The sequence below is a fragment of the Microbacterium sp. cf332 genome, from assembly GCF_900102175.1.
Taxonomy (GTDB): Bacteria; Actinomycetota; Actinomycetes; order Actinomycetales; family Microbacteriaceae; genus Microbacterium.
This window is the reverse complement of sequence record NZ_FNKN01000003.1, coordinates 90,412-108,512: the sequence shown is the minus strand read 5'-3', so window position 1 is coordinate 108,512 and position 18,101 is coordinate 90,412. Positions and strand designations below refer to the sequence as shown.

Annotated in this window: 16 protein-coding genes and 1 riboswitch; of the genes, 8 read left to right on the top strand and 8 right to left on the bottom strand. The window is 71.5% G+C overall.

From position 1 onward, the window contains the following. Positions 1-61: 61 nt before the first annotated feature. Both BLT21_RS12090 and glyA read right to left on the bottom strand, forming a co-directional pair. On the bottom strand, positions 62-943 hold the full coding sequence (locus tag BLT21_RS12090) for a bifunctional methylenetetrahydrofolate dehydrogenase/methenyltetrahydrofolate cyclohydrolase (protein WP_091502486.1): 882 nt from the start codon (positions 941-943) through the stop codon (positions 62-64). A 168-nt stretch (positions 944-1,111) separates the two neighbouring features. Then, a complete protein-coding gene (gene glyA, locus BLT21_RS12085) occupies positions 1,112-2,386 on the bottom strand; it encodes a serine hydroxymethyltransferase (RefSeq protein ID WP_091502484.1) in 1,275 nt (424 codons plus the stop codon). Positions 2,387-2,438: 52 nt separating this feature from the next. Next, positions 2,439-2,522, bottom strand: a riboswitch (ZMP/ZTP riboswitch). Between the two features lie 71 nt (positions 2,523-2,593). On the opposite strand from glyA, the gene BLT21_RS15880 reads away from it, so the two are divergent. The 5 genes from BLT21_RS15880 (at position 2,594) to BLT21_RS12060 (ending at position 7,499) form a co-directional block, all read left to right on the top strand. Then, complete coding sequence (locus BLT21_RS15880; protein WP_091502483.1) at positions 2,594-4,114, top strand: beta-N-acetylhexosaminidase; 1,521 nt, start codon at positions 2,594-2,596, stop codon at positions 4,112-4,114. Next, on the top strand, positions 4,111-5,262 hold the full coding sequence (locus BLT21_RS15875; protein WP_371113451.1) for an N-acetylglucosamine-6-phosphate deacetylase: 1,152 nt from the start codon (positions 4,111-4,113) through the stop codon (positions 5,260-5,262). The genes BLT21_RS15880 and BLT21_RS15875 overlap by 4 nt, the downstream gene beginning before the upstream one ends. A gap of 61 nt (positions 5,263-5,323) precedes the next feature. Beyond that, positions 5,324-5,722 carry a YrdB family protein gene (locus BLT21_RS12070; RefSeq protein WP_091502478.1) on the top strand — a complete coding sequence of 133 codons (399 nt, stop codon included), beginning with the start codon at positions 5,324-5,326 and terminating at the stop codon, positions 5,720-5,722. Next, complete coding sequence (locus tag BLT21_RS12065; protein ID WP_091502476.1) at positions 5,719-7,086, top strand: FAD-binding oxidoreductase; 1,368 nt, start codon at positions 5,719-5,721, stop codon at positions 7,084-7,086. The genes BLT21_RS12070 and BLT21_RS12065 overlap by 4 nt, the downstream gene beginning before the upstream one ends. Then, a complete protein-coding gene (locus tag BLT21_RS12060) occupies positions 7,083-7,499 on the top strand; it encodes an NUDIX hydrolase (protein ID WP_256336061.1) in 417 nt (138 codons plus the stop codon). Before BLT21_RS12065 ends, BLT21_RS12060 begins: the two co-directional genes overlap by 4 nt. 30 nt (positions 7,500-7,529) lie before the next feature. Here the strand turns inward: BLT21_RS12060 and BLT21_RS12055 are convergent, their stop codons facing one another. The 5 genes from BLT21_RS12055 to BLT21_RS12035 all read right to left on the bottom strand — a co-directional run bounded on the left by BLT21_RS12055 (position 7,530) and on the right by BLT21_RS12035 (position 12,997). After that, entirely contained in the window at positions 7,530-8,477 is a 948-nt protein-coding gene (locus BLT21_RS12055) for an ROK family protein (RefSeq protein WP_091503417.1), read from the bottom strand. A 2-nt stretch (positions 8,478-8,479) separates the two neighbouring features. After that, the gene (locus BLT21_RS12050) at positions 8,480-9,445 is read right to left on the bottom strand and encodes a carbohydrate ABC transporter permease (RefSeq protein WP_091502472.1); all 966 of its coding nucleotides are present in this window, start codon (positions 9,443-9,445) and stop codon (positions 8,480-8,482) included. Beyond that, positions 9,442-10,413 (bottom strand): carbohydrate ABC transporter permease, encoded by a 972-nt coding sequence (locus BLT21_RS12045; RefSeq protein WP_091502470.1) that lies wholly within the window; start codon positions 10,411-10,413, stop codon positions 9,442-9,444. The genes BLT21_RS12050 and BLT21_RS12045 overlap by 4 nt, the downstream gene beginning before the upstream one ends. A gap of 64 nt (positions 10,414-10,477) precedes the next feature. Beyond that, positions 10,478-11,737 carry a sugar ABC transporter substrate-binding protein gene (locus tag BLT21_RS12040; protein WP_091502468.1) on the bottom strand — a complete coding sequence of 420 codons (1,260 nt, stop codon included), beginning with the start codon at positions 11,735-11,737 and terminating at the stop codon, positions 10,478-10,480. Between the two features lie 111 nt (positions 11,738-11,848). Beyond that, positions 11,849-12,997, bottom strand: a complete 1,149-nt coding sequence (locus BLT21_RS12035) for an ROK family transcriptional regulator (RefSeq protein WP_091502466.1) — start codon at positions 12,995-12,997, stop codon at positions 11,849-11,851. Positions 12,998-13,169: 172 nt separating this feature from the next. Between BLT21_RS12035 and BLT21_RS12030 the strand changes: the two genes are divergently transcribed. The 3 genes from BLT21_RS12030 (at position 13,170) to BLT21_RS12020 (ending at position 15,686) form a co-directional block, all read left to right on the top strand. Beyond that, the gene (locus tag BLT21_RS12030; RefSeq protein WP_143024986.1) at positions 13,170-13,601 is read left to right on the top strand and encodes a hypothetical protein; all 432 of its coding nucleotides are present in this window, start codon (positions 13,170-13,172) and stop codon (positions 13,599-13,601) included. 131 nt (positions 13,602-13,732) lie between these two features. Beyond that, positions 13,733-15,172, top strand: a complete 1,440-nt coding sequence (locus tag BLT21_RS12025) for a L,D-transpeptidase family protein (protein WP_176786903.1) — start codon at positions 13,733-13,735, stop codon at positions 15,170-15,172. Positions 15,173-15,233: 61 nt separating this feature from the next. After that, complete coding sequence (locus BLT21_RS12020) at positions 15,234-15,686, top strand: GNAT family N-acetyltransferase (protein ID WP_091502460.1); 453 nt, start codon at positions 15,234-15,236, stop codon at positions 15,684-15,686. Between the two features lie 75 nt (positions 15,687-15,761). Here the strand turns inward: BLT21_RS12020 and BLT21_RS12015 are convergent, their stop codons facing one another. Then, positions 15,762-17,978, bottom strand: coding sequence for an NADP-dependent isocitrate dehydrogenase (locus tag BLT21_RS12015; protein WP_091502459.1), 2,217 nt, complete (start codon positions 17,976-17,978; stop codon positions 15,762-15,764). Between the last annotated feature and the right edge of the window lie 123 nt (positions 17,979-18,101).

Genomic DNA, 18,101 nt, shown 5'->3' with positions numbered 1-18,101 from the left:
GGCGGGCCGGCATCCGCCATTGCTGGCGAGTCGACGGGTAGGGGCGGGATGCGGGCGGGGCTCAGGCCGACGCGCGCTCGGCGGCCTCGACGACGTTGGTCATCAGCAGGGCGACGGTCATGGGGCCGACGCCGCCGGGGTTCGGCGACAGGAAGCCGGCGACCTCGGCGACATCCGGCGCGATATCGCCGAAGACCTTCGGCTTGCCGGTCTCGGGGTCGCTCTCGCGCGTGACGCCCACGTCGAGCACGGCGGCGCCGGGCTTGACGTCGGCCGCCGTGACGAGGTGCTTCACACCCGCCGCACCCACGATCACATCGGCCTGGCGCAGGTGCGCGCCGAGGTCGGCCGTGCCCGTGTGCGTGAGGGTCACGGTCGCGTTGATCTCCCGTCGGGTCAGCAGCAGACCGATGGAGCGGCCGATCGTGACGCCGCGGCCGACGACGACGACGTTCTTGGCCGCCAGGTCGTAGCCGTTGCGCTGGAGCAGCTCGATGACCGCCCGCGGGGTGCACGGCAGCGGGGTCGTGATCGGGTCGTTCACGTTGAGCACGAGGCGCCCGAGGTTGACGGGGTGCAGGCCGTCGGCATCCTTGGCGGGGTCGATGCGCTCGAGGATGCGGTCGGTGTCGAGGTGCTTCGGCAGCGGCAGCTGCACGATGTAGCCGTGGCACGACGGGTCGGCGTTGAGGCGGTCGATGACCTCCTCGACCTCGGCCTGCGTCGACTCGGCCGGGAGCTCGATCTGGATCGAGTTCATGCCGATCGCCTCGGACTCGCGGTGCTTCATCCCGACGTACAGCTGGGATGCCGGGTCGGCGCCGACGAGCACCGTCGCGATGCCGGGCGTCACGCCCTTCGCCTGCAGCGCGGCGACGCGCTCGGCCAGTTCGGTCTTGATGGCGGCGGCGGTGGCCCGCCCGTCGAGCTTCTGCGCGGTCATGTCGTTCTCCGTTCGAGGGTCCGCGACCCGGTCCGGTCCCCGCTCCCCCGCTCCCCGAACCGCGAGACGGCAGTTACGCCCCGAGACGGCGGCGCGGCCCCGGGGTCTCGGGGCGAGAGTGAAGTCTCGCGGGTCGGGGGGTGGGCGCGGGGGTGGGCGGGGCGGGGGTTACTGCTGCAGCGTGGGGTAGAGGGGGAAGGCGTCGGCGAGGGTCGCGACGCGCGCGCGGAGGGCCTCGAGGTCGGCGCCGGGCTGCAGCGCGAGTGCGATGACGTCGGCGACCTCGGTGAACTCGGCGTCGCCGAACCCGCGGGTCGCGAGCGCGGGAGTGCCGATGCGCAGGCCCGAGGTCACCATCGGCGGACGCGGGTCGTTGGGCACCGCGTTGCGGTTGACGGTGATGTGGATCTCGTGCAGCAGGTCTTCGGCCTGCTTGCCGTCGAGCTGAGCGTCGCGCAGGTCGACGAGCACGAGGTGCACGTCGGTGCCGCCCGACCGCACCGCGATGCCCGCGTCGGCGACGTCCTGACGGGTCAGGCGCTCGGCGATGATCGCGGCGCCGCGCACGGTGCGCTCCTGGCGCTCCTTGAACTCCGGCGTCGCAGCCAGCTTGAACGCCGTCGCCTTCGCGGCGATGACGTGCATGAGCGGACCGCCCTGCTGGCCCGGGAAGACGGCGGTATTGATCTTCTTCGCCAGGTCGGCGTCGTTCGTGAGGATGATGCCCGAGCGCGGGCCGCCGATGGTCTTGTGCACCGTCGACGACACGACGTGCGCGTGCGGGACAGGCGACGGGTGCACCCCGGCAGCGACGAGGCCGGCGAAGTGGGCCATGTCGACCCACAGGTACGCCCCGACCTCGTCGGCGATCGCACGGAACGCGGCGAAGTCGAGCTGGCGGGGGTAGGCCGACCAGCCGGCGATGATGACCTTGGGCTTGTGCTCGAGCGCGAGGCGCCGCACCTCGTCCATGTCGATGAGCGACGTCTCGGCGTTCACGCCGTAGGCGACGATGTCGTACAGCCGGCCCGAGAAGTTGATCTTCATGCCGTGGGTGAGGTGCCCGCCGTGGTCGAGCGAGAGCCCGAGCAGGGTGTCGCCGGGGCGCGCGATGGCGTGCAGCACAGCGGCGTTCGCGGTGGCGCCCGAGTGCGGCTGGACGTTCGCGAAGCCCGCGCCGAAGAGAGACTTCGCGCGCTCGATCGCGAGCTCCTCGGCGACGTCGACCTCTTCGCAGCCGCCGTAGTAGCGGCGGCCGGGGTAACCCTCGGCGTACTTGTTCGTGAGGACCGAGCCCTGCGACTGCAGCACAGAGACGGGCACGAAGTTCTCGGAGGCGATCATCTCGAGGTAGCCGCGCTGGCGGTCGAGCTCGCGCTCGAGCACCTGTGCGATCTCGGGGTCGACCTCGGCGAGCGGGGCGTTGAAGTACGAATCGGTCATGACGATCTCCAGACGACGGCTTTCGGGACGGATTTCACAAACAGAGAAGTTCCACATCGGCCCAGGCGTGCGGTCGAATGCCGTGTCGGTCGCTCCCCGGTGGTGGCCCACCTCAACGCCAGTCGCGACGCGTCCGAGCATAACGGATGCGGCGCTGGTACGCTGGCTCGAATCGGTTTGTTAGGTCTCCTTACAGATAGGTCCGCGATGACGTCGGCGCCCCTGGTCCCGCTGCCCGCCTCGGTGATCCACGACGACGGTGCGCCCTTCGCGCTGACGCCCGCCGTCCGCATCACGGGAGCCACGGATGCCACGGATGCCACGGGCATCCTGCACCGACTCGTCCTCACCCGCACCGGACTGCATCTGGCCGCGGTCGCCGGTCCGACGACCGACGACGACCCCGTCATCGAGTTGGCCGTCGATGGCGCCGGCCCCGCCGAGTCGTACCGCCTCTCGGTCGACGAGCACGGCGTATCGATCCGCGGCGCCGACGCCGCCGGCATGTTCTACGGCGTGCAGACGCTCGGTCAGCTCATCGCCGGCTCGGACCGGGGGTGGACGATCCCCGCCGTGCGCATCGACGACGCCCCCCGCTTCGCCTACCGCGGTGTCATGCTCGACGTCGCCCGCCACTTCCACGATGTGGCGACGGTGACCGCGTACCTCGAGCGGGCAGCGAGCCTGAAGTTCAACGTCCTCCACCTGCACCTCACCGACGACCAGGGATGGCGGCTCGAACTGACCCGCCGCCCGGAGCTGACGGCACGGGCGTCGGCGAGCGCGGTGGGCGGCGCCGCGGGCGGCTTCTATTCGCAGGCCGACTACCGGGCGATCATCGCGCACGCCGCCGCCCACCACATGACCGTCGTGCCCGAGTTCGACATGCCGGGCCACACCCACGCCGTCGGGCTCGCCTATCCCGAGGTCGCCGCCGCCCCGGTGCTCGGCGCCGGGGATGCCGCGGGCGACCCGCAGCCCGTCGCCGGAGAGGCGTACACCGGGATGGGGGTCGGCTTCTCGTCGCTGCGCATCGGCGAGTCCGCGACCGACGCGTTCGTCGACGACGTGCTCACCGAGCTCGCGGAGCTCACGCCAGGCCCCTACCTGCACTTCGGCGGCGACGAGGCGCACGGCACCCCCGCCGACGAGTTCGCGGCCTTCGTCGCGCGCGCATCGCGAATCGTCTCGCAGCTGGGCAAGACACCCATCGCGTGGCACGAAGCCGGCGCCGCCGCCGACCTGGCCCCCGGCACGATCGGCCAGTACTGGGGATTCGTGTCGCCGACCGACGGTGCCGACGACCGCGCGCGGGCCATCGTCGCACGGGGCGGACGCGTCATCCTCTCCCCCGCCGACGCCGTGTACCTCGACATGAAACCGGACGTGTCGTCGCGGCTCGGACTCACCTGGGCCAACGGCCCGACGAGCCTCGAGCGCGCCTACTCGTGGGAGCCCCTCGACGTCGTCGACGGTCTGGTGGAGTCCGACATCCTGGGCGTCGAGGCCCCGCTGTGGAGCGAGACCGTCCACGATCTCGACGACATCGACGCGCTCGCCTTCCCCCGTATCGCGGCCGCTGCCGAAGCGGCGTGGTCGCCCCCGTCGGGCGCGGTCGCGGCCCGCGACTGGCCCGCGTTCCGGGAACGGGTCGGGGGCCTCGGAGCTCTCTGGACGACCCTCGGCATCCGCTTCCCCGCCTCGTCGGAGGTGTCGTGGACGCTGTGAGCCTCGTCCTGCATTCCGTCCGGCTCGTCGACGACGGTCGCGACGCCGCCGACACCTGGCTGCTCGTGCGCGGCGGCCGGGTCGCGGCGCGCGGCACCGGCACTTCGTGGCGCGACGCGGTCGCCGCCCACCCGGTCGACGAGGTCATCGACGGCGCAGCGGTCGCCGGTGTCGACGCGATCGTCGTTCCGGGGTTCATCGACATCCACGGGCACGGCGGGGGCGGGGCGGCGTACGACGACGGTGCGGAGGCGATCCGCGTCGCACGCGAGCTGCACCGCGCCCACGGCACGACCCGCGCGGTGGTCTCGCTCGTGACCGCCCCCGTGGATGAGCTCGCGCGTCGCGTCGCGGCGATCGCCGATCTCGCCGAGGCGGATGCCACTGTGCTGGGCTCCCATCTCGAGGGCCCGTTCCTCGACCCGGGCCACCACGGCGCTCACGACCCCGCCCTGCTCGTCACGCCCGCATCCGACGCGGTCGCCCGACTGCTCGAGGCCGGGCGCGGCACCGTGCGACAGGTGACGATCGCGCCGGAGCTCCCCGGCGCGATCGCCGCGATCGAACGGATCGTCGGCGCGCGTGCCGCGGCGGCCGTCGGGCACACCGATGCGGATGCCGCGACCGCCCGCCGCGCCTTCGACGCCGGGGCGACGATCCTGACGCACGCCTTCAATGCGATGCCCGGGCTGCACCACCGGGCGCCGGGTCCGATCGGCGCGGCGACCGGCGACCCGCGCGTGACGCTCGAGGTGATCGCCGACGGCGTGCATCTGGCCCCGGAGATCGTCCGCATCGCGTTCGCCGCCGCACCGGGCCGCGTCGCGCTCGTCACCGACGCGATGGCCGCTGCCGGCGCCGCCGACGGCGACTACGTCCTCGGGGCGCTCGCGGTCCGGGTCGAGCGAACCGTCGCCCGCCTCGCGGACGGGACGATCGCAGGCTCCACGCTGACCCAGGACGCCGCTCTGCGAACGGCGGTATCGGCGGGAGTGCCGCTCGTCGACGCCGTCGCAGCGCTGACGAGTGTTCCGGCGCGCGCGATCGCACGGCCCGACCTCGGATCGCTCGCGGTCGGGCACCCCGCCGACATCGTGTTGCTCGACGCCGGCCTGGCGGTGCGCCGCGTCTGGACCGGCCGCGTCTGACGCGCCTGCGCCCCAGTGCCTACAGGCATCTCCGCACGGGTCGGCGCCTAGAATCGGAGGCATGTCCGATCTGCCGAACGTCCGTCCCGCCGAGCCCGAGGCGCCGCAGCAGGCTCCCGGAACGCGACGGTCCCTCTCGGCGATCGAGCTCGTCGCGTTCGCCTGCCAGCTGTTCGCTTTCGTCACCTTCGCCGTCTGGGGCTTCGCGGCGTGGGACTTCCCCCTGAATCTGGTCGCGGGGATCGGCGCTCCGATCGTCGCCATCCTGCTGTGGGCGCTGTTCGTCTCACCCCGAGCGGTGCTCGCGGTTCATCCGTTCGTCCGGGCTCTCGTCGAGCTGTTCGTCTACGCCTCCGCGACCATCGCGTGGTGGAGCATGGGCCACGCGTGGATCGGCCTCGTCTTCGGCGTCGTCGCGGTCGCCTCCGGCGTCGTCGCGGGTCGCCGACGCCTGGCATGACGGCGTCCGACGTCGTCGCGCGGCTCGTCGCCGCGCTCGGCGACCGGGTCGACGTCTCGGAGGCGGGGCGAGAGTCCGCACGCGCCGACAAGTCGGGCCAGGCGGCATCCGGCTCGCCGCTCGCGGTGGTCCGCGCTCGATCCGTCGACGACGTTCAGGCCACACTCCGCATCGCGTCGGCGACCGCCACGCCGGTCGTGCCGCGCGGAGCGGGAACGGGACTCGCGGGCGGCGCGAACACCGGCGCGGGCGAGATCGGCCTGTCGCTGCGAGCGATGGACCGCATCCTCGAGATCCGGCCCGACGATCTCGTCGCCGTCGTCGAGCCGGGCATCCTCAATGCCGAGTTGAACTCGGCGCTCGCGGAACACGGCCTGTGGTGGGCACCCGACCCGGCGAGCCGTGACATCTCCACCGTCGGCGGCAACATCGCCACCGGCGCGGGCGGCCTGCTGTGCGCGAAGTACGGCGTCGTCCGCGACGCCGTACTCGGTGTCGACATCGTCCTGGCCGACGGCCGCCTGATGCGCCTCGGCCACCGCACCGTCAAAGGGGTGACCGGCCTCGACCTCACCTCGCTCGTGATCGGATCCGAGGGCATCCTGGGCGTCGTCGTCGCCGCCACGCTGAAGCTGCGCCGGCTGATCCCCGGACAGGCGCGTACGATCGTCGCGACCTTCGGCGACGTCCGCGCGGCCGCGGTCGCCGCCTCGGGCGTGACTGCCGCCGGCATCCAGCCCGCGATCATGGAGCTGATGGATGCGACCTCGCTCGCGGCATCCCACCGTCTGCTCGGCCTGACCGCTCCGCCCGCCGGCGCCTCGCAGCTCACCGTGCAGACCGACGGTCCGGCCGCGACCGCCGAGGCGGAGGCCGTCGCGGCCGTGTTGGCGGCGGCGGGCGGCGCGGTGCGTCTCGCCGCGGACGACGCCGAAGCGCAGCAGCTGTGGACGGTCCGGCGCTCGATGCATCCCGCGATGGAGACGCTCGGCACGGCGCTGATCGAGGACGTGTCGGTGCCCCGCAGCGCGCTCCCCTCGATGTTCGACGAGATCGCCCGCATCGAGGCGCGCTTCGGACTGACGATCCCGACCGTGTGCCACGCGGGCGACGGCAATCTGCATCCCAACTTCGTCTTCGAGGGCACCGAGGTGCCCGAGGTGATCTGGGAGGCGGCGGGGGATCTGTTCCAGTCCGCGCTTCGCCTCGGCGGCACGCTCACCGGCGAGCACGGGGTCGGCGTGCTGAAGCGGCGATGGCTGGCCGACGAGCTCGGCGACGACCAGTGGGAGCTGCAACGCCGCATCGCGCGCGTCTTCGATCCCGCCGGCATCCTGAATCCGGGCAAGGTGTTCGCCCCGTGAGCGCAACGGGCGGTCCTGTGCGCGAGGTGCACGTGAGCGCCGCGGTCGTCACCGACGGGGCCGGCCGCACACTCCTCGTCCGCAAGCGCGGGACCGAACGGTTCATGGCGCCGGGCGGAAAGCCCGAGCCCGGCGAGTCCGCGTCGGCCGCACTCGTGCGCGAGCTCCACGAGGAGCTGGGCGTCGTCGTCGCCGAGTCCGCGCTCCGCTACCTCGGGCGATTCGAGTCGGATGCCGCGAACGAGCCCGGGTACCGCGTCGTGGCCGAGGCGTTCGCGATCCGTCTCGCACCGGCGTCGGTCAGCGCCGCCGCCGAGATCGCGGAGGCGCGCTGGCTGACAGCCGATGAAGCCTCCCGACTGCCGCTGGCGCCCCTGAGCACCGAGCACCTGCTGCCCCTCGCCTGGGCCTGAGGCCGATCGCCGCGGTCCCGACCGGCGCGGTCAGCGCACCGCATGCGCGTCGACGCCGTCGAGCGCCGCGAGGGTCGCGCGGGCGCCGCCGGACACGGCAGCTCCGGAGCCGAGAGCGGCCCCGACGGCTCCGACCGGCATCCCGCGCGGGACCAGCTCGACCCGCTCGGCCAGGCGCAGCGACAGCAGGAAGCCCGATGCCGCCGACGACTCCCGGAGCTCGTCGCAAACGGGATCGAGCAGCCGCTCGCCCAGCGCTGCGATGCCGCCGCCGAGGACCACGACGTCGACGTCGGTCGCGAGGACGAGCAGTCGCACGGCGGCGGCGACCCCGCGCACGAGATCGTCCCGCAGAGCGGCGGCACGCGGGTCGGCCGCGTCAGCGGCGTCGAAGACCGCTCGCACCGGCAGCGCGTCCGGGCGCCCCCAGCGCTCGGCGACCGCGCTCCCGCCCGCGAGGGCTTCGATGCACCCGCGCTGCCCGCACCGGCACAACGGTCCGCTGGGGTCGACCGGGACGTGCCCGATCTCGCCGGCCGCGCCGCGCGCCCCCCGGCGCGGCCCGGTCTCGTCGACGATCCCCGCCGCGACACCGGTCCCGAGATTGAGGTACGCCAGCGATCCGGCGCCCGGACGAGCCGAACGCGCTCCGACCGCCGCGAACCGCACGTCGTTGTCGACGACCGGTCGGATGCCGACACGCTCGACGAGGGCGCCGGCGAGGTCGAAGCGCTCGATGCCGAGGTTCAGCGCGTGCTCGACGACGCCGCTGCCCGGCACGATCTGACCCGGCACGCCGAGGCCGATCGACACGTCCGTGCGGTCGCCCGCGAGCTCGCGCACGACGTCCGCGATGCCGTCGGCGACGGCCTCGCCGCCCCACCCGGTCGGACGCCGCACGCGTCCGGACTCGAGGCCCGCGTCGTCGACGGCCACGGCGAGGATCTTGGTGCCGCCCACGTCGACACCGATGCGCAGCGTCATCCCTTCACAGCCCCCGAGACCAGCCCGCCCGACATCCGCCCCTGCACGATGAGGAAGAAGATCACGACGGGGACGGAGATGAGCGTCGAGGCGGCCATCACCGCGCCCCAGTTGGTCGCGGCGGTCGCGGACTGGAACGACAGCAGCCACGGGGGCAGGGTGAGGTTGTAGCCCTTCATCAGCAGCAGCGCCATCGTGAACTCGTTCCACGATTGGATGAACGCGAAGATGCCGGTCGCCACGAGTCCCGGTGCCAGCAGGGGGAAGGTGACCTTCCAGAACGCCTGGGTGCGCGTGCAGCCGTCGATCATCGCCGCCTCCTCGAGGTCGACGGGCACGCCGGCGACGAAACCGCGCAGCGTCCAGATCGTGAACGGGATGACGGCGGCGACGTAGACGACGCCCAGACCGATGAGGGTGTTCATCAGGCGCCAGTCGTCGATCATGCCGTAGATCGTGAACATCATCGCCTCGCCCGGGATCATCTGGACGATGAGCACGGCGACGATGAACGACCGCCGTCCCCGGAAGCGGATGCGGGCGACGGCGATCGACGCGAGGAAGGCGAGGACGAGCGTCACGACGAGCACGCCGACGGTCACGAGCGTCGACGACAGCAGACCGTGGACGAAGTCCGTCTGCCCCGGCGCGGCCTCGCGCGTCCATGCGGTCGCGTAGTTGCCGAGCGTGAAGTCGAACGGCAGGAAGCTCGGCGTGCGGCTGATGATGCTCTCGCCGCGCGTGAACGACATGTTCAGCATCCAGTACACCGGGAACACCGAGCAGACGAACACGACGAGCGCCGCGAGGTTCAGCCCGGCGCGGGTGACAACCCGGCGCCGCGGGGGCCGGCGCACGGCGAGCGAGCGCGGCTTCGGCCGGCGGGCGTTGCCCACCTCGCCGACGACCTCGTCGACGCCGACCGTGCCGAGCTGGGTGGCCGGGGTGACCTGCGTGCTCACAGCTCCTCCTCCTTGAGCGTCGTGCGGATGTATCCCCACGAGAGGGCCAGGAGCAGGACGACCATGAGCACGCCGATCGCGCTCGTGACCCCGAACTCCCCCGGGCCCTGCCGGAAGATGTAGGTGCCGAGCACGTTCGTCTCGGAGATGAGCCCGCCCCGCTGCTGCAGGGCGTAGACCTGCGTGAAGATGCGCAGGTTCCAGATGACCTGCAGCACGACGACGACGGTGACGACGCTGCGGAGGTACGGGAACACGACGAGGCGGAACCGCTGCCATCCGACGGCGCCGTCGAGCGACGCGGCCTCGAGCACCTCGGCGGGCACCTGCCCGAGCGCGGCGTAGAGGGTGAATGCCGCGAACGGCACGCCCTGCCAGACGACGATGACCGTCAGGACGAAGAAGAACGACCACGGATTCGCCAGCCACGAGTGGTTGGTCCAGTCGATCGAGCCCGTCGTGGTGTTGAGCGCCCAGTTGACGATGCCGTACTGGGAGTCGAAGATCCAGCCCCAGACGGTGGTCGCCGCGAGCGGGGGCATCGCCCAGGCCAGCAGCAGCCCGAGCGAGACGAGGATGCGCCAGCCGCGCCGCAGCCGCGTCATGAGCACGGCGATCAGGGCACCGAGCCCGACGATGAGCACCGTCATGACGACCATCAGCCCGAGGCTGCGCACCAGGACAGCGGGGAAGTCAGACTGCGTGAAGACCTGCACGTAGTTCTCGAAGCCGATGAAGTCGGGCAGTGTGCCCTGCACCTTGTTGCGGATGGCGTAGTCGGTGAACGACTGCACGAGCATCAGCACCGCCGGGTAGCCGACCATCACCCCGAGGATGATGAGCGACGGGCCCAGCAGGGTGAGCGCTCCGACGTTGTCGCGACGGCGGCGCGACCGCTCGCGGGTGGTGGGCGCGGAACGCTCGGACTGCGGGCCGCGGCGGTTCGTGCGCTCGAGGACGTCTGTCATCGTCCTCTCCTCTCTCTGCGTCGGCGCACGGACCGCGGGCGGAGCCCGCGGTCCGTGGCGACGGTCACTTGTTGAGGATGGCCTCGATCTGGCCGTCGAGCTCGGTCGCGATCGCGGTGACGTCGCCGCCCTGGGCGATCTTCACGAGAGCGTCCTTGATGACGCCGGACGACTCGACCTCGGACCAGTTCGGGCTCGCGGGCACGGCCTTGGACGACGCGACGGCCTTCGCGGCCTCGGCGGTGATCTCGTCGTCGGGCAGGAACTCGGCGAACGAGGTCAGCGCGGGGATGAGCCCGTTCTCGGCGAGGATCTTCTGGTATCCCTCCGAGAGGATGATCTTCAGCGCGGCCTCGGCCTTGTCGGGGGCGTCGGACTTCGCCGCGACGGCGATGTTCGAACCTCCGGCGAAGACGGGGGCGACCTCGCCTGCGGTCATGCCCGGGAGAGCGAATGCCTTCAGGTCGGTCCCGGCGGTCTCGGGGCAGCCGGGCGCCGTGGCGTCGTCGGCGGGGGCGAGGATCGACCACTTCACCCACGCGGGAGCGGACAGGAATCCGATCTCGCCGGCGCAGAACGGCACCTGCGGGTCGGTCTCGTCGGCGTCGGCCGGCGCGATCGTCGCGTTCTCGTACACGTCCTGGAGCATCTCGAGCCCCGTGATGCCGCCTGGGCTGGAGAAGCCGCCCGTCCAGGTGTCGCCGTCCTGCGTGGCGATCTCGCCACCGTTGGCCCACACGTAGGGCAGCGCGTTGTACCAGTCCTTGCCGGGGGCGTAGATGCCCGACTTCGTGGCCGTGGTCGCGGCGATGCCGTCGGCGACGTACTCCTCGAGTGTCGTGGGCACCTCGCCGCTGTACGAAGCGGGCGAGTAGAAGACGATGCGAGAGCCCGCGTAGTAGGGCGCGGCGTAGAGGCTGCCGTCTGCCGAGCCGAGTTCGACGAAGCTCTGCAGCAGCTCGTCGCCGCCCAGGTCGGACTCGAGGTCGGAGATGTCGAGGAACAGGCCCTGGTCGATGAAACCGGGCGACTGCGTGTTGCCGACCTCGACGAGGTCGGGCGCATCGTTCGACGAGAGCGCGGCGACGTAGTTGTCGGCGGTGTCGGCCCAGGTCTTCTCCTCGATCGTGAGGGTCCAGCCTTCGTTCTCGGACTCGAACGTCTTCTTGAGGTAGTCGCGGGCGTCCTGCGGCGTGTCGGTGCCGACCAGCCACACGGTCAGGTCTCCGGTCTCGGCGCTCTGTCCCGCGTCGCCGCTCGCGCAACCGGCGAGCAGCAGGGCGGAGACACCGAGGAGCGACAGTGCTCCGAGGCTCTTCTTCATGGTGATTCCTTCTTCTCAGGTGTCGACGAGTCGGATGGCTCGTCCGGGTGTGGAGCGGGTGGTGCGATGGGGCGGGTGGGACGTCTGGAGCTGTGGAGCCGTGGAGCTTCGTCAGGAGACGCCGAGGCGTCCCGACAGGACCATGACGGCGGCGCCGCGCAGGACGATGTCCTGGCCTTGCGCCGTCATCCGCACCTGCAGCTCGTCGTGGAACGTGGCGAGCGTGCGCGTGCGCACCGTCTCGGCGGCCGCATCCGCGAGCGTGCCGTCGAGAAGTTCTGCGGGGCCGGAGAGGACGACCTCCGACAGGTCGAGGGCGCCGACGATCGGCGCGAGCGCGATACCGAGTCGCTCCCCGGCGTCGCGGAGGAGCCGATCGCGCGCGGCGTCCGAGCCCGCATCGATGCGCGCCGACAGCGACGGCACCGAGATCCACGCCTCGAGGCACCCGATCTTGCCGCACGCGCAGTCCGGACCGCCGTCGGTGCCCACGGTGACGTGCCCGATCTCGCCGGCCGCCGATCGCGCACCGCGCAACGGCTCGCCGCCGGTCAGCAGTCCGGCGCCGACACCGCGTCCGACCTTGACGAGGATGATGTCGTCGCCGGCGCCGCCGAAGGTGTGCTCGGCGAGCACCGCGGCGTTCGCGTCGTTCGCGACGAGCACCGGGACCTCGAGCTCGGCACCGAGGATGCCGGCCAGGTCGAGCCCGTCCCAGCCGAGCCCGGGAGCGGCGAGCACGACGCCCGCGTCGTCGACGACACCGGGGGTGCCGACCCCGACTCCGAGCACGGGCGCTCGGGCGTCGTCGACGAGCGCACGGGCCAGCGCGATGACGGCGGGCAGGATCGCCGCACGCTCGTGGGGCACCGGGGCCTCGTGGCGCGCGACGATCTCACCGTCGAGGGTGAGCACGGCGCCGACGAAGCTATCGCTGCCCGACAGGTCGAGACCGACGATGCGGTGGCCGTCGCGGGCGAGGTCGATCAGGATCGCCGGCTTGCCCGGGCCTGCGGCTTCGCGGGTCCCCTGCTCCGCGACGAAACCGTCGGCGATGAGCTCTGCGACGAGGTCGGAGATGGTGACGCGCGTGAGGCCCGTCTCGCGGGCGAGATCGGCCCGGCTGCGCGCGCCGCCGTGGAAGAGGCTCTGAAGCACGAGAGCGCGATTGTGCGCACGCGCGTGCTCGGGCAGGATCTTCGCGCCCGGGCGCCGCGTGCGCGTGGTGCGCCGCGGGGTCTCGGTCTCCGTGCTCGTCATGTTTGTTAGTAGACCTTACGAACCCGGGCCGCACAAGATCGGGGAGCAATTTGCTAGTGGTGTTTACAAACTCGTTACACGGATGGTCGCGAGCGAGCGCCGGTGTCAAGGGCCCCCTCCTCCCCCGAGACGTCCGTAGTGTGGAGTGGCCGCCGCATCCGAGGAGATCGATATGAACCGCCGCCTGACCGCCGTCACCGTCGCCACCGTGGCGCTGTTCGCCCTCACCGGATGCACCGGCGGCAACGGCAGTGACGGGGCGTCGCCCGCGAGCGACCAGTCGGTCGAGGATGCCTGCTCGCAGGTCGACGACGTCATGACCGAAGCGACCCAGGGCATCCAGGACATCGACCCCTCCGACCCGGCCGCGGCGGCGAGCGCACTGCGAACCATCGCGGACGGCATGGGCGAGGCCGCCGACTCGGTGACCAACGACCAGGTCGCCGGCATCCTGCCGGACCTCCGCACCGCGTTCTCCTCGGCCGCCGACTCGATGGAGGCCGTCGCGGCCGGAGACACCGACCGTGCGACCGAGCTCACCACGGCGCTCGGCGACGTGCAGGGCAGCATCGACACGTACACGGAGCTCTGTGGCACCGACTGACCCGGAGCCTGCGCTGCTCCGCCCTCCGCACGACCCTGCATAACGCTCTGATTTCACTCAGGCCGCTCCCGGGGCGCTCTCGCGTACCATGAGTGCCGAGTGCGCGCGCACGCGCAGACGGGGGTACAGCGGTGACGGATGTCGCTTCGAAGCACGACCACGACAGCACGACGGGCCACGACCTGACCTCGACCGACGTCGAGCAGCGGGTGGAATGGGCCCCGGCCGAGCCGGCGCGCAAGAAGCGCCGCCTCGGGCTGTGGATCGGCATCCCCGTCGGCGTGGTCGTCGCCGGAGCCGCGGCCGCATCCTTCTTCCTCATCGCACCGGGGACCACCATCGGTGGCGTGCCGGTGGGCTTCCTGACCCCCGGCGCTGCGGCGGCAGCCGTTCAGGACCGCCTGGAGGTCACGACCGTGACCCTCGGCGACGGCGGCCAGAGCGTCTCGGGTGAGGACCTGGGCGCTCAGGTCGATGCGACCGCGCTGGCGGCGTCGGCGTTCGACGCCCGCCCCGCATGGAACGTGACCCAGTGGTTCGGCGATCCGATCGCGGCCCCCGTCTCGCTCGATGCCGAGACCGCCACGACCGCTCTCCGCGACGCCGCGGGCGACCTGTACGTCGAGCCCACCCCCGCGTCGGTCACCTTCGACGGCGCCTCGTACACCGTCTCCCCCGACGTCGCCGGCGCCGGCGTCGACCCCGAGGCGGCACGAGCCGGACTGCAGGGCGCGTTCGACGCGGGCGATACCGCCGCCGTCATCGACCCGCAGCTGACGCCGGTGTCGTCGCTCACGACGACGGCATCCGCCGAGGAGACCGCCGCCTCGCTCAACGCGATGCTCGACGGCGTCGGCTTCTACGTCGGCGACGAGCGCACCGTGCCGGTCGACCGCGACGTGGCCGCGAGCTGGATCACCGTCGGCACCGCCGCCGACGGATCGTTCGAGGTCACCGCCGACCCGGCGGCCATCCAGCCGATCGTCGACACCCTCCCCGGCCTGATCGATCGCGCCCCCGTCGACGGCGTCGTCTTCGCCAATGCGTCGGGCACGGTGATCGACGACTCCGATGCCGCACTCGACGGCCGCACCCTGCAGTCGACCGACGGCATCGCCGCCGGCTTCGCCGAACAGCTCGCGACCGGGGACGCCGCCTACCGCCTGCCGGTCGACGTCGTGCCCGTGGCGACCCAGACCATCACCCGGCTGCTCGAGGTCGACCTCGGCGAGCAGCGTCTGTACCTCAAGGAGAACGGCGCGGTCGTCGACTCCTGGCTCGTCTCGACCGGACGCCCGGGTGCCGACACGCAGACCGGCCACTACACGATCGGCTGGAAGACCCCGCTGCAGGACATGAAGGGCACGGCGGCCGACTCGGGCAAGAGCTACGTCCAGCCCGACGTGAAGTGGGCGATGTACTTCAACGGCGACCAGGCCTTCCACGGGGTCTACTGGCACAGCAACTGGGGCAACCAGATGAGCGCGGGCTGCGTCGGCATGCCCGACTCCCGCGCCGCGCAGATCTACGACTGGGCCGTCGCCGGCACCGATGTGTGGGTGCATTCCTGACGCCCCGCTGCCCGCCATATCGATCGATGCGGCGGGCAGCGATCCCCGTTAGCCTGTGACCATGGCTGACCTGCGAGTGGAAGAACTGTCGGCGTCGACGATCGTCGCGGTGAACAACCTGTCGTTGAAACCGGGGCAGGAACGCTTCGTCGTGCCGGAGAGCTATGCCATCGCGGCGACCGTGGTGAACCCGGCGACGTCGTGGCAGCGCGTCATCCTCGACGGCGACGAGGTCGTCGGTTTCGTCAGCGCGGGATTCGATCCCGAGGCTCCGCAGGAACACTTCCGATCGGTGCTCTGGCGCATCAACGTCGATGCGGACGACCAGGGACGCGGTGTCGGCCGGTTCGCGGTCGAACAGCTCGTCGACGAAGCGCGTTCGCGCGGATTCGACTGCGTCAACGTGATCTGTGAGGCGGGCGAAGGCGGACCCGAGGCGTTCTTCACCCGCGTGGGCTTCACCCCCGTCGACGAGACGGAGTACGGCGAGGTCGTCGCGGAGATCCGTTTCTGACCGACCTCCCCCCATCGACGGCGAGACGCCCCGGACGCCGAAGCGACCGGGGCGTCTCGCCGTGCGGATGCCGGATCAGAGCCCGTCGATGATGCCGTTCAGCGTCGCGGAGGGGCGCATGACCGCCGCCACCAGCTCGGCGTCGGGACGGTAGTAGCCGCCGATCTCGGCCGGTGAGCCCTGCACGGCGACGAGCTCGTCGACGATGGTGGTCTCGTTCGCCGCAAGGGCCTCGGCCACCGGCGCGAACGCGGCCGCGAGCTCGGAGTCGACCGTCTGCGCGGCTAGCTCCTGGGCCCAGTACAGCGCGAGGTAGAAGTGGCTGCCCCGGTTGTCGATGGTGCCGAGCGCGCGCCCGGGCGACTTGTCCTGCTCGAGGAACGTGCCCGTAGCCGCGTCGAGCGTGTCGGCCAGCACCTTCGCGTGCGCGTTGCCGGTGTAGTCGGCGAGGTGCTCGAACGACGCGGCGAGAGCGAAGAACTCGCCCAGCGAGTCCCACCGCAGATAGTTCTCGGCGACGAGCTGCTGCACGTGCTTGGGAGCCGATCCGCCCGCGCCGGTCTCGAACAGTCCGCCGCCGGCGAGCAGCGGGACGATCGAGAGCATCTTGGCGCTCGTTCCGACCTCGAGGATCGGGAAGAGGTCGGTGAGGTAGTCGCGCAGCACGTTGCCGGTGACCGAGATGGTGTCCTCGCCGCGGCGGATGCGCTCGAGCGAGTAACGCGTCGCCTCGGCCGGGGCGAGGATCTCGATCGTGAGGCCGGTGGTGTCGTGCTCGGCGAGGTACGTCGTGACCTTCGCGATCAGGTTCGCGTCGTGGGCACGGTTCTCGTCGAGCCAGAAGACGGCGGGCACGCCGGTCGCGCGGGCACGGGTGACGGCGAGCTTCACCCAGTCGCGCACGGCGATGTCCTTGGTCTGCGTCGCGCGCCAGATGTCGCCCCTGCCGACCTGGTGCGACAGCAGCACGGCGCCGGACGAGTCGATGACCTCGACGGTGCCGGGGGCGGCGATCTCGAAGGTCTTGTCGTGCGAGCCGTACTCCTCGGCCGCCTGCGCCATGAGGCCGACGTTCGGGACCGACCCGATGGTGGCGGGGTCGAGCGGGCCGTTCGCGATGACGTCCTCGATCGTGGCCTGGTACACGCCGGCGTACGACGAGTCGGGGATGACCGCGATGGTGTCGTCCTCGCCGCCGTCGACGCCCCACAGCTTGCCGCCGTTGCGGATGAGCGCGGGCATCGATGCGTCGACGATCACGTCGGACGGCACGTGCAGGTTGGTGATGCCCTTGTCGGAGTTCACGTACGACAGGCGCGGACCGGCGGCGATGGCAGCCTCGAACGCGGCGCGGATCTCGTCGCCGTTCGCGAGCTGCGAGAGGCCGGCGAGGATGGCTCCGAGCCCGTCGTTGGGCGTGAGGCCCGCGGCGGCCAGGTCGTCGCCGAAGCGCGCGAACACGTCGGCGAAGAAGGCGCGGACGACGTGGCCGAAGATGATGGGGTCGCTGACCTTCATCATCGTCGCCTTGAGGTGCACCGAGTACAGGACGTCCTCCGACGCGGCCTGAGCGACCGTCTCGGCGAGGAAGGCGTCGAGGGCGCTGGCCGACAGGAAGGTCGCGTCGACGACCTCGCCCGGCAGAACCTTCAGACCCGACTTCAGCTCGGTGACGGTGCCGTCCTCGGCCGTGAAGCGGATGGCGAGGACGTCGTCGCCCTCGATGACCGTCGAGGTCTCGTTCGACTTGAAGTCGTCGTGTCCCAGCGTCGCGACACGGGTCTTCGACCCGTCGGCGAACGGCTTGTTGCGGTGCGGGTGCTTGCGGGCGTAGTTCTTCACCGACAGGGGCGCACGGCGGTCGCTGTTCCCCTCGCGGAGCACGGGGTTGACGGCCGAGCCCTTGATGCGGTCGTAGCGGGCGCGCACGTCCTTCTCGTCGACGTTCTGCGGCTCGTCCGGGTAGTCGGGGATGTCGTAGCCCGCGGCCTGCAGCTCGGTGATGGCCGCCTTCAGCTGCGGGATGGATGCCGAGATGTTCGGCAGCTTGATGATGTTGGCCTCGGGCAGCGTCGCCAGGCCGCCGAGCTCGGCGAGCGCGTCGCCCACCTGCTGCTCGGGCGTGAGGTTCTGGGGGAAGGCGGCGAGGATGCGGCCCGCGAGCGAGATGTCGCGGGTCTCGATGGCCACGCCGGCCGCGCCGGCGAAGGCCTCGACGATGGGCAGGAATGAGGCGGTGGCCAGTGCCGGCGCCTCGTCGGTGTACGTGTAGATGATGGTCGAGTCGGGCACGTGTCGTCTCTCCAAAAGCGCGTCGAGGGTCGGGCTTCAGCGTATCGCACGGGGGTGGTTCTCTCGATGTCGAGATATCTCGGCGGCGGGTGGGGCGGGCTCCTCCGGCGCCGGGGCCGGGCG

Coding starts and splice junctions, on each gene's coding strand:
- glyA (WP_091502484.1), bottom strand. CDS start 2,386: ATGACCGATTCGTACTTCAACGCCCCGCTCGCCGAGGTCGACCCCGAG.
- BLT21_RS12030 (WP_143024986.1), top strand. CDS start 13,170: ATGAACCGCCGCCTGACCGCCGTCACCGTCGCCACCGTGGCGCTGTTC.
- BLT21_RS12065 (WP_091502476.1), top strand. CDS start 5,719: ATGACGGCGTCCGACGTCGTCGCGCGGCTCGTCGCCGCGCTCGGCGAC.
- BLT21_RS12045 (WP_091502470.1), bottom strand. CDS start 10,413: ATGACAGACGTCCTCGAGCGCACGAACCGCCGCGGCCCGCAGTCCGAG.
- BLT21_RS12020 (WP_091502460.1), top strand. CDS start 15,234: ATGGCTGACCTGCGAGTGGAAGAACTGTCGGCGTCGACGATCGTCGCG.
- BLT21_RS12035 (WP_091502466.1), bottom strand. CDS start 12,997: ATGACGAGCACGGAGACCGAGACCCCGCGGCGCACCACGCGCACGCGG.
- BLT21_RS12090 (WP_091502486.1), bottom strand. CDS start 943: ATGACCGCGCAGAAGCTCGACGGGCGGGCCACCGCCGCCGCCATCAAG.
- BLT21_RS12070 (WP_091502478.1), top strand. CDS start 5,324: ATGTCCGATCTGCCGAACGTCCGTCCCGCCGAGCCCGAGGCGCCGCAG.
- BLT21_RS15880 (WP_091502483.1), top strand. CDS start 2,594: ATGACGTCGGCGCCCCTGGTCCCGCTGCCCGCCTCGGTGATCCACGAC.
- BLT21_RS12040 (WP_091502468.1), bottom strand. CDS start 11,737: ATGAAGAAGAGCCTCGGAGCACTGTCGCTCCTCGGTGTCTCCGCCCTG.